This is a genomic window from Burkholderia sp. ABCPW 11, assembly GCF_001523445.1.
Lineage (GTDB): Bacteria > Pseudomonadota > Gammaproteobacteria > Burkholderiales > Burkholderiaceae > Burkholderia.
This window is the reverse complement of the sequence record NZ_LOVM01000032.1, coordinates 13,697-26,927: the sequence shown is the minus strand read 5'-3', so window position 1 is coordinate 26,927 and position 13,231 is coordinate 13,697. Positions and strand designations below refer to the sequence as shown.

Annotated in this window: 12 protein-coding genes; 1 reads left to right on the top strand and 11 read right to left on the bottom strand. The window is 66.7% G+C overall.

Annotated elements, in window-relative coordinates; translation table 11 throughout:
- Positions 1–46: 46 nt before the first annotated feature.
- Positions 47–523, top strand: coding sequence for a DUF721 domain-containing protein (locus tag WS61_RS13305; RefSeq protein ID WP_059500907.1), 477 nt, complete (start codon positions 47–49; stop codon positions 521–523).
- Positions 524–604: 81 nt separating this feature from the next.
- Here WS61_RS13305 and lpxC read toward each other — a convergent pair whose 3' ends face one another.
- From lpxC to mraY, 11 genes are all read right to left on the bottom strand, one after another.
- Positions 605–1,522 (bottom strand): UDP-3-O-acyl-N-acetylglucosamine deacetylase, encoded by a 918-nt coding sequence (gene lpxC / locus WS61_RS13300; protein WP_006487145.1) that lies wholly within the window; start codon positions 1,520–1,522, stop codon positions 605–607.
- Positions 1,523–1,762: 240 nt separating this feature from the next.
- Complete coding sequence (locus WS61_RS13295; protein WP_059500906.1) at positions 1,763–2,269, bottom strand: peroxiredoxin; 507 nt, start codon at positions 2,267–2,269, stop codon at positions 1,763–1,765.
- Positions 2,270–2,457: 188 nt separating this feature from the next.
- Positions 2,458–3,654, bottom strand: coding sequence for a cell division protein FtsZ (gene ftsZ / locus WS61_RS13290; protein WP_006477012.1), 1,197 nt, complete (start codon positions 3,652–3,654; stop codon positions 2,458–2,460).
- Between the two features lie 112 nt (positions 3,655–3,766).
- Entirely contained in the window at positions 3,767–4,999 is a 1,233-nt protein-coding gene (gene ftsA / locus WS61_RS13285; protein ID WP_059500905.1) for a cell division protein FtsA, read from the bottom strand.
- A gap of 26 nt (positions 5,000–5,025) precedes the next feature.
- On the bottom strand, positions 5,026–5,778 hold the full coding sequence (locus WS61_RS13280) for a cell division protein FtsQ/DivIB (RefSeq protein ID WP_059500904.1): 753 nt from the start codon (positions 5,776–5,778) through the stop codon (positions 5,026–5,028).
- A gap of 19 nt (positions 5,779–5,797) precedes the next feature.
- Entirely contained in the window at positions 5,798–6,739 is a 942-nt protein-coding gene (locus WS61_RS13275; RefSeq protein WP_059500903.1) for a D-alanine--D-alanine ligase, read from the bottom strand.
- A gap of 1 nt (position 6,740) precedes the next feature.
- Positions 6,741–8,138, bottom strand: coding sequence for a UDP-N-acetylmuramate--L-alanine ligase (gene murC, locus WS61_RS13270; protein WP_059500902.1), 1,398 nt, complete (start codon positions 8,136–8,138; stop codon positions 6,741–6,743).
- Positions 8,135–9,238: an undecaprenyldiphospho-muramoylpentapeptide beta-N-acetylglucosaminyltransferase gene (gene murG / locus WS61_RS13265; protein WP_059500901.1), complete on the bottom strand. Its 1,104-nt coding sequence runs from the start codon at positions 9,236–9,238 to the stop codon at positions 8,135–8,137. The genes murC and murG overlap by 4 nt, the downstream gene beginning before the upstream one ends.
- Entirely contained in the window at positions 9,235–10,518 is a 1,284-nt protein-coding gene (ftsW, locus tag WS61_RS13260) for a putative lipid II flippase FtsW (protein WP_059500900.1), read from the bottom strand. Before ftsW ends, murG begins: the two co-directional genes overlap by 4 nt.
- The gene (gene murD / locus WS61_RS13255; RefSeq protein WP_059500899.1) at positions 10,515–12,026 is read right to left on the bottom strand and encodes a UDP-N-acetylmuramoyl-L-alanine--D-glutamate ligase; all 1,512 of its coding nucleotides are present in this window, start codon (positions 12,024–12,026) and stop codon (positions 10,515–10,517) included. The genes ftsW and murD overlap by 4 nt, the downstream gene beginning before the upstream one ends.
- Before the next feature lie 28 nt (positions 12,027–12,054).
- Positions 12,055–13,224 carry a phospho-N-acetylmuramoyl-pentapeptide-transferase gene (gene mraY / locus WS61_RS13250; protein WP_006477019.1) on the bottom strand — a complete coding sequence of 390 codons (1,170 nt, stop codon included), beginning with the start codon at positions 13,222–13,224 and terminating at the stop codon, positions 12,055–12,057.
- Positions 13,225–13,231: the final 7 nt, after the last annotated feature.

Sequence of the window (13,231 nt, the reverse complement as noted above, 5' to 3'; positions counted from 1 at the left end):
AATCGGCTGCAACGTCCGCGCGCGTACGCGCTCGAAAAATGCCTCGATGAACCGATTTTCCAAGCGTTTCGGCCCGCTCGCCGCCTATCGCCCGCAACCCGTGTCGGAAGTGCTCGGTCGGACCGACGCATTCGCGGCACTGCGCGCCGGCGTCGAGCAGATCGCGTCGCTGCAGCGCGACTTGGGCGCGTGCCTGCCCGACTATCTCGCGAATCACGTCGAACCGGGTTTCATCAAGGACGGCACCCTGACCCTCTTTGCCGCGCACAATGCGCTGGCCGCACGGCTGCGGCAGGTCGAAATGCGGCTGCTCGGCGATCTCCAGAAGCGCGGCTGGCCGGTGACGACGCTGCGCGTGCGCGTGCGGCCGAAGGACGCGCCGGCGCCGCCGCCCGTGAAGCAGGCGCGGATGACGTCGACCGGCGCCGCCGCGCTGCGCGATCTCGCCGACCATCTCGAACCGTCGCCGCTGCAGGCCGCGCTCGCGCGGATGGCGGCACGGCATGGCGCGAAGCCGCGTTGACCGCACTGTCGCAGACAGCCGCCAGCCCATAAAAAAAGCGACCCGATGGGTCGCTTTTTTATTGCTTGCGCCGAACGCCGGTCACGCGAAAGCCGTCTGCGCGTCGAATGCAAACCCTTTCGGCGCAGCCTGCGGATCGTCGAACGTCACGATCTCGTACGCGTCTTCGTGTGCGAGCAACTCGCGCAGCAACGCGTTGTTCAGGCCGTGGCCCGACTTGTACGCGGTGTACGAAGCCAGCAGCGGGTGGCCGATCACGTACAGGTCGCCGATCGCGTCGAGCATCTTGTGCTTCACGAACTCGTCGTCGTAGCGCAGCCCGTCGTTGTTCAGGATCCGGTACTCGTCGAGCACGATCGCATTGTCCATGCTGCCGCCGCGCGCCAGGCCGATCTCGCGCAGCATCTCGGCTTCGTGCGCGAAACCGAACGTGCGCGCACGCGCGATCTCGCGCACGTACGACGTGGTCGCGAAATCGACTTCGAGCTCCTGGCCCGTCTTGTCGACGGCCGGGTGGCGGAAATCGATCGAGAACTTCAGCTTGAAGCCGAAATACGGATCGAGACGCGCGAACTTGTCGCCATCGCGGATTTCGACCGGCTTCTTCACCTTGATGAAGCGCTTCGGCGCGTTCTGCTCCTCGATGCCGGCGGACTGGATCAGGAACACGAACGTGGCCGCACTGCCGTCCATGATCGGGATTTCCTCGGCCGTCACGTCGACATACAGATTGTCGATGCCAAGGCCCGCACACGCGGACATCAGGTGCTCGACCGTCGACACGCGCACGCCATCCTTCTGCAACACCGACGCGAGTCGCGTGTCGCCGATCGACATCGCCGATGCGGGAATGTCGACCGGCGTCGGCAGGTCGACGCGTGAAAAGACGATGCCCGTGCCGGGCGCGGCGGGACGGAGCGTCAACTCGATCTTGCGGCCCGAGTGGACACCGATACCCACGGTCTTCACGATGGATTTGATGGTGCGCTGCTTCAACATGGTCTTCTTCGTCTTGATTGAAGATATCAATCAGGAGTTATATTCGATAGGCGGGATTATAGCGTAATTCCCTATTCGACGCTGTCCGAAACTGCGTATCAATCTGTTTCGACAGTTTACCCGCGCCGATACGGGACGGGCCGATGCCCGGAACGGAGGCGTTTCCGGTCATCAGCCCGTGTTACAACTGCCCTGAGGCCGGCGAGCAGCGTTGCCGGAAGGCAACGGCGCACCGCACGATCAGGACGTCAACGTCGCGAGAACACTCGCCGCATCGCTCACTTCGAACTTGCCCGGCGCCTCGACGGCCAGCGTCTTGACCACACCGCCGTCAATCACCATCGCGTAGCGCAGGGAACGAATTCCCATGCCACGCGCGGACAAATCCTGCGTCAGCCCCAGCGCATGAGTGAAAGCCGCGCTGCCGTCCGCCATCATGCGCACCTTGCCCGCGGTGTGCAGATCACGTCCCCATGCGCCCATCACGAATGCGTCGTTGACGGACACGCACCAGATCTCGTCGATCCCCGCCGCGCGCAATTGCTCGGCGTGCTCGACGTAGCCCGGCACATGCTGCGCCGAGCAGGTCGGCGTGAACGCGCCCGGCAATCCGAAGATCACCACCCGCTTTCCCGCAACCTGGTCGCGCACGCTGTAGGCGTTCGGCCCCAGCGTGCACCCTTCGCGCGCGTCGTCGACGAACTCGAACAATTGCGCGTCGGGCAGCGCGTCGCCCACTTGAATCATGGCTGGTCCCTCATAGCGATACGGTTTTTCAGCGTGTTGCGGACAGCACGGCCCATCCCGCCCCGCTCGAGCGAAGAGGGCATCTTTCCCGGCCCGGCGTCGCATCCGACGCGGCCTGTCGTGGTCCGTAGCATCCGTCACGCCGGCGATACCGCGGCGGTGTCGCCGCGGCTTCGCCTGTGTTTGCGTCAGTCAGCCTGCTTGCGCAGGAAAGCCGGAATGTCGTACGTGTCGACACCCTTCTCCTGCAGCGCCTGCACGTGCGATGCCGCGGTTTCGCGCGAATTGCGCCACACCGCCGGCGTGTCGAGCGCGCCGTAGTCGGCCGTGCTGACGTGATGCGGCTGCGCATAGCCGTGCGACACCGCGCTGACCGGCTGGTTGTCCGTACCCGTGCGCAGCAGCGTCATCGGAGCCGACTGCTGCTTCTTCGCCGCACGGCCCAGACCCGTCGCCACGACCGTCACGCGCAGTGCATCGCCCATCGCGTCGTCGTACACCGCACCGAAGATCACCGTCGCATCTTCCGCCGCGTAGCTCTTGATCGTGTTCATCACTTCGCGCGTTTCCGACAGGCGCAGCGAACGGCTCGACGTGATGTTGACCAGTACGCCGCGCGCACCCGACAGATCGACGCCTTCGAGCAGCGGGCTCGCCACGGCCTGTTCCGCCGCGAGGCGTGCGCGATCGACGCCGGCGACCGTCGCCGTGCCCATCATCGCCTTGCCCTGCTCGCCCATCACCGTCTTCACGTCTTCGAAGTCGACGTTCACGAGGCCGTCGACGTTGATGATTTCCGCGATACCTGCCACCGCGTTGTTCAACACGTCGTCCGCGCACTGGAAGCACTTGTCCATCTCGGCGTCGTCGCCCATCACGTCGAACAGCTTGTCGTTCAGGACGACGATCAGCGAGTCGACGTGATCCTCCAGTTGCTGCGAGCCTGCTTCGGCGACGCGCATGCGCTTGCCGCCTTCGAACTCAAACGGCTTGCTGACGACACCGACCGTCAGAATGCCCATCTCCTTCGCGATCTGCGCGACCACCGGTGCCGCGCCCGTGCCCGTGCCACCGCCCATGCCGGCCGTGATGAACACCATGTGCGCGCCGCGCAGTGCGTCGGCGATGCGCTCACGCGCTTCTTCCGCTGCCGCACGACCCATTTCCGGCTTCGCACCGGCGCCAAGACCCGTGTTGCCAAGCTGGATCACCGACGATGCGCGCGAACGCGACAGCGCTTGGGCGTCCGTGTTCATCACGATGAAGTCGACGCCCTGCACGCCGCGGTTGATCATGTGCTGGACGGCATTGCCGCCAGCGCCGCCAACGCCGACCACCTTGATGATGGTGCCGTTGGTTTCGGTTTCCAGCATTTCGAATTCCATTGTTGCCTCCGTCAAGAGAATGACTGCTACTCGGCCGTTATTCGGCAGGAGATCGGGCAACCCCCTGTCGCGCGCCAGCCGCCGGCACCAGCGCGAATTTCGATTCGGTTTGTCAGAAGTTGCTCAGGAACCATTCCTTCATCCGCGAGAACACTTGCCCCGCGTTGCCGGACTGCACGGCGACCTTGCGGCCGCGCATGCGCTGAGCACTGCCTTCGACGAGCAGCCCCATCGCCGTCGAGTAGCGCGGATTGCGCACGACGTCGGCGAGGCCGCCTGCATATTCCGGCGCGCCGATGCGCACCGGTTTCAGGAAAATGTCCTCGCCGAGTTCGACCATGCCCGGCATCATCGACGCGCCGCCGGTAATGACCACGCCGGAGCTCAGGAGTTCTTCGTAACCCGATTCGCGCACGACCTGCTGCACGAGCGAGAACAGTTCCTCGACGCGCGGCTCGATCACGGCCGCGAGCGCCTGACGCGACAGCGTGCGCGGGCCGCGTTCGCCAAGGCCGGGCACTTCCACCATTTCGTCCGGATCGGCGAGCGCCTGCTTCGCGATCCCGTAGCCGACCTTGATGTCTTCCGCATCCGGCGTCGGCGTGCGCAGCGCCATCGCGATGTCGCTCGTGATCTGGTCGCCGGCGATCGGAATCACCGCCGTGTGGCGGATCGCGCCTTCGGCGAAGATCGCGATGTCCGTCGTGCCGCCGCCGATGTCGACCAGCACCACGCCGAGATCCTTCTCGTCTTCGGTCAGCACCGCGAGCGACGACGCGAGCGGCTGCAGGATCAGGTCGTTCACTTCCAGCCCGCAGCGGCGCACGCACTTGACGATGTTCTGCGCGGCGCTCACCGCGCCCGTCACGATGTGCACCTTCACTTCCAGCCGGATGCCGCTCATCCCGATCGGCTCGCGCACGTCTTCCTGGCCGTCGATGATGAATTCCTGCGTGAGGATGTGCAGCACCTGCTGATCGGTCGGGATGTTGATCGCCTTCGCGGTCTCGATCACGCGCGCGACGTCCGTCTGCGTGACCTCCTTGTCCTTGATCGCGACCATCCCGCTCGAGTTGAAGCTGCGGATGTGGCTGCCCGCGATCCCCGTGAACACGTTGGTGATCTTGCAGTCGGCCATCAGCTCGGCTTCCTCGAGCGCGCGCTGGATCGACTGCACGGTGGCCTCGATGTTCACCACCACGCCTTTCTTCAGACCCTTCGACTCGCTCTGGCCGAGACCGATCACCTCGTAGTGGCCCTCGCCCTTCAGCTCGGCGACGATGGCCACCACCTTCGACGTGCCGATGTCGAGGGAAACCAGCAGATCCTTGTAGTCTTTGCTCATAAAGTGCTCTTGCGTGTGATCTCTCGTTACTTCTTGCGCTTGTCGGTATCGGTCAGGAACCGCATGCCCGCCGCGCGAATCGCGAATCCGTTCGGATAACGCAGATCCGCGTACTCGATGTCGTTGCCCCAACGCTCCGTGACGGCCGGCCACGCGGCCACCAGACGCTGGCTCCGGTCATGCAGCGTGTCGCTGTTGCGCTCCTTGCCCAGCTCGACCTGCATGCCGTTCGACAGCTTCACCGTCCACGCGTACCGCGCCGACAGCGTCACCTCTTCCGGCGCCGCCTTCAGCGGCGCAAACCATTTCCCGAAGTCGCGATACCGCGCGACGACTTCCTTCGCACTGCCTTCCGGGCCGTCGAACGCCGGCAGCTCCTGCTCCAGCTCGCCCTGGTTCGCGGTGAACAGCTCGCCGTCCACGCTCACGAGCTGATCGCTGCCCCAGGTCCCGAGCGGTTTGTACTCCTCGAGCGTGACAGCCAGCGCATTCGGCCACACCCGACGCACGCTCGCGTGACGCACCCACGGCATCTGCTCGAACGCGGCGCGCGCCGTGTCGAGATCGACCGTGAAGAAATTGCCCTTCAGCCGTCCAACCACGCCCGCGCGCACCGTCGGCGAATTGATGTGCTCGGTGTCGCCGTCGATCCGGATTTCCCGCAGCGCGAACGTCGGGCGCTGGATCAGCCAGTAGCAGCCGGCCGCCGCCAACACGAGCAGCAGCAGCGCATACAGCGCGCTGGCGGCAAGGTTGAGTTGGCGAACGTTGTTCCACATACGTCGTTCCGTTCCTGCGTCAGTCGTTGAGCGTGAGCGACAGCACCTTCACGACCAGCTCCGAATAGCCGATGCCGACCGCGCGCGCGGCCTTCGGCGGCAGCGAGTGGTCGGTCATCCCGGGGGCCGTGTTCACTTCCAGGAAATACGCATTGCCGGCCGCGTCGAGCATGAAATCCGCTCGGCCCCAGTCGGTGCAGCCGAGCACGTCGAACGCACGGCGCGCGATGCGCTTCAGCTCCGCTTCCTGTTGCGCCGGCAGGCCGCACGGGATCAGGTACTGCGTATCGTCGGCAACGTACTTCGCGTGGTAGTCGTAGAACTCGCCGGCCGGCACGATCTTGATCAGCGGCAGGTCGAGATCGCCGGCGATGCACGCGGTGTATTCGCCGCCGCCTTCGATGCTCTTCTCGACGATCACGATCTTGTCGTGCGTCGCGGCTTCCTCGAGCGCGGCCGGCAGCGCGTCCGCCGTCTTCACCTTCAGCACCGCGACACTCGAGCCTTCGCTCGCCGGCTTCACGAACAGCGGCAGGCCGAGCTTCGCGACGATGTCGGTCGCGCGCGCGGCCAGGTCGTCGCCGCGCATCACCGTCTCGAACGGCGGCGTCGGCACGCCCGTCTGCTGCCACACGAGCTTCGTGCGGAACTTGTCGAGGCCGAGCGCCGAGCCGAGCACGCCACTGCCCGTGTAGCGAATGCCGTAGAAATCGAGTGCGCCCTGAATCTGGCCGTTCTCGCCATAGCCGCCATGCAGCGCATTGAACGCGCGCACGAAGCCTTCGTCCTTCAGTGCCGACAGCGGCCGCTCGGCCGGGTCGAACGGATGCGCGTCGACGCCAGCGTCGCGCAGGCCCTGCAGCACGAGGCGGCCCGAGGTGAGCGACACCTCGCGCTCGGCGGATTCGCCACCGAACAACACCGCCACCTTGCCGAAACGTTTCGGATCGATCCCGCTCATGTCATGCCTTCTGTTGAATGTGTTGCGCGAGCTTCGCCGGCACGCCGCCGATCGAACCCGCGCCCATCGTGATCACCACGTCGCCGTTCTGCGCGACCTTCGCCAATGCCTCCGGCACGTCGTCGACCGTCGCGACGAACACCGGGTCGACCTTTCCCGCCGCGCGCAGTGCACGCGACAGCGCGTCGCCGCTGGCCGTCGGAATCGCGGCCTCGCCGGCCGCATAGACTTCCGTCAGCACCAGCGCATCGACCGTCGACAGCACGTTGACGAAATCGTCGAAACAGTCGCGCGTGCGCGTGTAGCGGTGCGGCTGGAACGCCAGCACGAGGCGGCGGCCCGGGAACGCACCGCGCGCGGCCGCGATCGTCGCCGCCATCTCGACCGGGTGGTGACCGTAATCGTCGATCAGCGTGTACTGGCCGCCGTCCGCGCTCGGCACTTCGCCGTAACGCTGGAAGCGCCGGCCGACACCGTTGAATTCCGCCAGCGCCCGCTGGATCGCGTCGTCCGCCACGCCGAGGTCGGTCGCGATCGCGATCGCCGCGAGCGCATTCTGCACGTTGTGCAGGCCCGGCATGTTCAGCACGACCGCGAGCGGCGCGCGACCTTCGCGGATCACCGTGAAATGCATCCGGCCGTCGCGCGCGTCGATGTCTTCCGCGCGCACCTGCGCGTCCGGCGACAGGCCGTAGCGCACGACCGGCTTCGAGATGAACGGGATGATCTGCCGCACGTTCGGATCGTCGACGCACACGACCGCGCTGCCGTAGAACGGCAGGCGCTGCGTGAATTCGATGAACGCCTGCTTGAGCCGCGCGAAATCGTGGCCGTAGGTGTCCATGTGGTCGGCGTCGATGTTCGTGATGACTTCGATCACCGGATAGAGGTTCAGGAACGACGCATCCGACTCGTCAGCCTCGGCGACGATGAAATCGCCCGTGCCGAGCCGCGCGTTCGCGCCGGCGCTGATCAGCCGGCCGCCGATCACGAAGGTCGGGTCCAGCCCGCCCGCCGCGAGCACGCTCGCGACGAGGCTCGTCGTCGTGGTCTTGCCGTGCGTGCCGGCGATCGCGATCCCCTGCTTCAGGCGCATCAGCTCCGCGAGCATCACCGCGCGTTGCACGATCGGCACGCGCTTCGCGCGCGCGGCCAGCACTTCGGGGTTGTCCGAGCGCACGGCCGTCGACACGACGACCGCGTTCGCGCCCTCGATGTTCGCCGCATCGTGGCCGATTGCGATCCGCGCGCCCAGCGCCTCGAGACGATCGGTCACCGCATTGCGCGACAGGTCCGAGCCGCTGACCGCGTAGCCGAGGTTGACGAGCACTTCGGCGATGCCGCTCATGCCCGCGCCGCCGATCCCGACGAAATGAATGTGTTTGACGATGTGTTTCATTGCAGTTGTTCCAGGTTCGCGCCGGCCGCCTTCGCGCAGACGCGCGCGACTTCGTCGGTGGCCTCGGGCTTCGCGAGCGCGCGCGAACGTTCCGCCATGGCCGCGAGCGATGCCCGCGACTGGCCGCGCAGCCAGTCGGCGAGCAGTTCCGCCGACAGGTCGCGTTGTTGCACCAGCACGGCCGCGCCCGCATCGGCGAGGAACGCGGCGTTGGTCGTCTGATGATCGTCGACCGCGTACGGGAACGGCACGAACAGCGCCGCCACGCCCACCGCCGCGATCTCCGACACCGTCATCGCGCCCGACCGGCAGATCACCAGATCCGCTGCCGCATACGCGGCCGCCATGTCGTCGATGAACGGCACGAGCCGCACGTCTTCGCCGGCCGCGAAACCGGCCGCTTCGTAATTCGCCTTCAATGCGTCGATGTGCTTCACGCCGGCCTGGTGCACGACGCGCGGGCGCTCGCCCGGCGTCAGCCGCGCCAGCGCGCGCGGCACGACTTCGTTCAGCGCGGCCGCCCCGAGGCTGCCGCCGACCACCAGCACGTTGAGCGGGCCGCTGCGCGACGCATAGCGTGCCTGGGGCGATTCGATGTGCGCAAGTTCCGCGCGAATCGGGTTACCCGTCCATTCCGCGTGCGGCAGCGCGCCGGGGAACGCAACGAGCACGCGCTTCGCGAGTTTCGCGAGCACCTTGTTGGTCAGGCCCGCGATCGAATTCTGCTCATGCAGCACGAGCGGGCGCCCCGACAACGCGGTCATCACGCCCGCCGGGAACGTGATGTAGCCACCCATCCCGAGCACGACGTCCGGTCGCACGCGGCGCAGCGCGCCGAGGCTCTGCCAGCATGCACGCAGCAGGTTGACCGGCAGCGTCAGCTTGGTCTTCAGGCCCTTGCCGCGCAGCCCGCCGAACCGCACGTACTCCATCGGAATACCGTGCTTCGGCACGAGCGTCGCTTCCATCCCGGCCGGGTTGCCGAGCCATACGACGCGCCAGCCCGCCGCTTCCATCCGGTGCGCGACCGCGAGCCCGGGGAACACGTGGCCCCCGGTGCCGCCTGCCATCACCATCAGCGTGCGTTGCGACGCGGTCATACCTTCCCTCCGCGCATCAGTACGCGATTTTCGTAATCGACCCGCAGCAGCACCGCGAGCGCGACGCAGTTCAGCAGGATGCCCGAACCGCCGTAGCTCACGAGCGGCAGCGTCAAGCCCTTCGTCGGCAGCAGCCCGAGGTTCACGCCCATGTTGATGAACGTCTGCGCGCCGAACCAGATGCCGATGCCCTTCGCCATCAGGCCCGCGAACGTGCGATCGAGCGCGAGCGCCTGACGGCCGATCTCGAACGCGCGACGCACGATCCAGTAGAACAGCAGGATCACGACCAGCACGCCGACGAAGCCGAGCTCCTCGCCGATCACCGCGAGGATGAAGTCGGTATGCGCTTCCGGCAGGTAATTCAGCTTCTCGACGCTGCCGCCGAGGCCGACGCCGAACCATTCGCCGCGCCCGAACGCGATCAGCGAGTGCGTGAGCTGGTAGGCCTTGCCCTGCGCGTAGCGCTCGTCCCACGGATCGAGGTACGCGAAGATCCGCTCGCGACGCCACGGCGACAGCCACACGAGCATCGTGAACGTGCCGACCGCCGTCGCGACGAGGCCGCCGAACAGTTTGCCGTTCACGCCGCCGAGGAACAGCACGCCCATCGCGATCGCGGCGACCACCATGAACGCGCCCATGTCGGGCTCGAGCAGCAGCAGCGCGCCGACTAGGCCGACCGCGAACGCCATCGGCAGGAAGCCCTTCGCGAAGCTCTGCATGTATTCCTGCTTGCGCACCGTGTAGTTCGCCGCGTAGATCGTCACCGCGAGCTTCATGATTTCCGACGGCTGCATGTTGGTGATGCCGAGCGGAATCCAGCGGCGCGCACCGTTCACACCCTTGCCGACGTGCGGAATCAGCACGATCACGAGGCCGACGAGCGCGATCAGGAAAAGATGCGGCGCGTACTTGTCCCAGGTCGACACCGGCACGCGGAACGCGATCACCGCCGCGACGAACGCGACGGCGAGCGACACGCAGTGACGCATCAGGAACGCGTAATCGTGATACGACGCGTATTTCGGCGAATCGGGCATCGCGATCGACGCCGAATACACCATCACGACGCCGAGCCCGAGCAGCGCGATCGCGACCCACAGCAGCGAATAGTCGAAATCGAGCATCCGCGAACGGCTCGGGCGCACGCCGTTGACGACGCTCGCGAGGCCGCCCGTCGCGGCGCGCGTGGCCGATGCGACGCGGCCGCCCGCGGCATTGCCGCCGGTGTCGCGCCGGTCGTTGAAACGGGAGACGAGGCGATCGGACCAGCTCATGGCGTCGCTCCTTTGTCGATGGCGATTTCGTCGACCGCCGCGCGGAACACTTCCGCGCGATGGGCGTAGTTCCGGAACATGTCGAGGCTCGCGCACGCGGGCGACAGCAGCACCGCGTCGCCCGGCTCGGCCAGATCGGCCGCCGCGCGCACCGCGCCTTCGAGCGTCGCGTGGTCGGCGAGCGGCACGCCCGTTTCGGCGAGCGTGTCGCGGATCGCGGGCGCGTCGCGGCCGATCAGCATCACCGCGCGGCACCAGCGTGCGACTGGAGCAACGAGCGGTGCGAAATCCTGGCCCTTGCCGTCGCCGCCGGCGATCAGCACGATTTTCTGCGCGAGGCCATCGAGTGCGGCAACCGTCGCGCCGACGTTCGTTCCCTTGCTGTCGTCCACATAATCGACGTCGTCGATCGTCGCGATCACTTCGACGCGATGCGCTTCGCCGCGGTATTCGCGCAGCGCGTGCAGCAGCGGCGCGGCCGGCAGGTCGATCGCACGCGCGAGCGCGAACGCGGCCAGCGCGTTCGCCGCGTTGTGCAGCCCGCGGATGCGCAGCGCGTCGGCCGGCATCAGGCGCTTCTGCGCGATGTCGGGCGTATGCGCGGCGTCGCGCTTGCGCCGGCGCGTCGTCGCCGCTTCATCCGGCGCGTCGCGATCGACGGCTTCCACCAGCCATGCGATACCGTTGTCGCGCGACAGCCCGTAGTCGCCGTCCTGCGTCGGTTCGTTCAGGCCGAACGTGACCGTGCGCGGCGCGTCGGCCGCGCCGGCTGCCGGCGCGAACTTCATCACGGCCGCGTCGTCGCGGTTCAGCACGCGCGTCGTCGTCGCGCCGAAGATCCGGCCCTTTGCCTGCGCGTACGCGTCGAAGCTGCCGTGCCAGTCGAGGTGGTCCTGCGTGATGTTGAGGATCGCGGCGGCATCGGGCGCAAACGTGCGCGCGGTCTCGAGCTGGAAGCTCGACAGTTCGAGCACCCATACGTCGGGCAGCGCGGTGTCGTCGATCGCGCTCGCGAGCCGGTCGAGCATCGCCGGGCTGATGTTGCCCGCGACGGCGACCTTCTTGCCCGAGCGCTGGCACAGCAGGCCCGTGAGGCTCGTCGTCGTGGTCTTGCCGTTGGTGCCGGTAATCGCGAGCACCTTCGGCTGGTAGCCGCTCGTGCCGAGCGCGCGCAGCGCCTGCGCGAAGAACTCCAGCTCGCCCCACACCGCGATACCGCGCTCGTTCGCGGCCGCGACCAGCGCCGCGAGTGCCGGCTCCAGCGGCGACAGCCCGGGGCTCAGCCCGACGAGCTCGATGCCGCCGTCGAGCAGCGCGGGCGTGAACGCGCCGCCGACGAATTCCGCATCGATGCCTTCGGCCTGCAGCGCGGCAAGGTTCGGCGGCGCCTCGCGGGTATCGGCAATGCGCAGCCGGCACCCGTGCCTCGCGCACCATCGCGCGATCGCGAGACCCGATTCCCCGAGCCCCAGTACGAGCACCATCGGCCGTTGCCGATCTCCAAACATCTCGCCAGACATCCTTGTTACCTTTCCTTTACCGCAGCTTGAGGGTGGTCAGACCGAACAGGCACAGCATCAGCGTGATGATCCAGAAACGCACGACCACCTGCGTTTCCTTCCAGCCGGACAATTCGAAGTGGTGATGCAGCGGCGCCATCTTGAGCAGCCGCCGCCCTTCGCCGTAACGCTTCTTCGTGTACTTGAACCACGACACCTGCAGCATCACCGACAGCGTTTCCGCGACGAAGATGCCGCCCATGATGAACAGCACGATTTCCTGGCGCACGATCACCGCGACCGTGCCGAGCGCGCCGCCCAGCGCCAGCGCGCCGACGTCGCCCATGAACACCTGCGCGGGGTGCGTGTTGTACCAGAGGAACGCGAGCCCGGCCCCGCCCATCGCGGAACAGAAGATCAGCAGTTCGCCCGCGCCCGGAATGTGCGGGAACAGCAGATATTTTGAATAGACCGCGCTGCCCATCACGTACGCGAACACACCGAGCGACGCGCCGACCAGCACGACCGGCATGATCACGAGGCCGTCGAGGCCGTCGGTCAGGTTCACCGCGTTGCTCGCGCCGACGATCACGAAGTAGGTCAGCACGATGAAGCCCCAGACGCCGAGCGGGTAGCTGATCGACTTCAGGAACGGCAGCATCAGGTCGGCGCGCGCCGGCAGCCCCATCGACAGGCCGCTCCTCACCCACGCCATGAACAGGTCGAACACGCGCACGTTATTCGCCTCGGACACGCTGAACGCGAGGTAGACGGCCGCGAACAGCCCGATCACCGATTGCCAGAAATACTTCTCGCGCGACGACATCCCGCGCGGGTCCTTGTGGACGACCTTGCGGTAATCGTCGACCCAGCCGATCACGCCGAAACCGAACGTGACGAGCATCACGATCCAGATGAAACGGTTCGTCAGGTCGCCCCACAGCAGCGTCGCGACCGCGATGCCGATCAGGATCAGCACGCCGCCCATCGTCGGCGTGCCGGACTTGACGAGGTGGGTCTGCGGGCCGTCCTTGCGCACGGCCTGCCCGACCTTCATTTGCGTCAGCTTGCGGATCACCCACGGTCCGCACACGAGCCCGATCCCGAGCGCGGTGATGGTGGCCATCACCGCACGGAACGTGAGGTACGTGAACAAGCGCAAAAAGCTTGCGTCTCCTTGCAGCCATTGCGCCAGCGCCAGCAGCATGCTTCCT

Excerpts from the sequence above, each read along its gene's own strand:
- WS61_RS13305 (WP_059500907.1), top strand. The coding sequence starts at position 47 with ATGAACCGATTTTCCAAGCGTTTCGGCCCGCTCGCCGCCTATCGCCCG.
- lpxC (WP_006487145.1), bottom strand. The coding sequence starts at position 1,522 with ATGTTGAAGCAGCGCACCATCAAATCCATCGTGAAGACCGTGGGTATC.
- WS61_RS13295 (WP_059500906.1), bottom strand. The coding sequence starts at position 2,269 with ATGATTCAAGTGGGCGACGCGCTGCCCGACGCGCAATTGTTCGAGTTC.
- ftsZ (WP_006477012.1), bottom strand. The coding sequence starts at position 3,654 with ATGGAATTCGAAATGCTGGAAACCGAAACCAACGGCACCATCATCAAG.
- ftsA (WP_059500905.1), bottom strand. The coding sequence starts at position 4,999 with ATGAGCAAAGACTACAAGGATCTGCTGGTTTCCCTCGACATCGGCACG.
- WS61_RS13280 (WP_059500904.1), bottom strand. The coding sequence starts at position 5,778 with ATGTGGAACAACGTTCGCCAACTCAACCTTGCCGCCAGCGCGCTGTAT.
- WS61_RS13275 (WP_059500903.1), bottom strand. The coding sequence starts at position 6,739 with ATGAGCGGGATCGATCCGAAACGTTTCGGCAAGGTGGCGGTGTTGTTC.
- murC (WP_059500902.1), bottom strand. The coding sequence starts at position 8,138 with ATGAAACACATCGTCAAACACATTCATTTCGTCGGGATCGGCGGCGCG.
- murG (WP_059500901.1), bottom strand. The coding sequence starts at position 9,238 with ATGACCGCGTCGCAACGCACGCTGATGGTGATGGCAGGCGGCACCGGG.
- ftsW (WP_059500900.1), bottom strand. The coding sequence starts at position 10,518 with ATGAGCTGGTCCGATCGCCTCGTCTCCCGTTTCAACGACCGGCGCGAC.
- murD (WP_059500899.1), bottom strand. The coding sequence starts at position 12,026 with ATGTTTGGAGATCGGCAACGGCCGATGGTGCTCGTACTGGGGCTCGGG.
- mraY (WP_006477019.1), bottom strand. The coding sequence starts at position 13,224 with ATGCTGCTGGCGCTGGCGCAATGGCTGCAAGGAGACGCAAGCTTTTTG.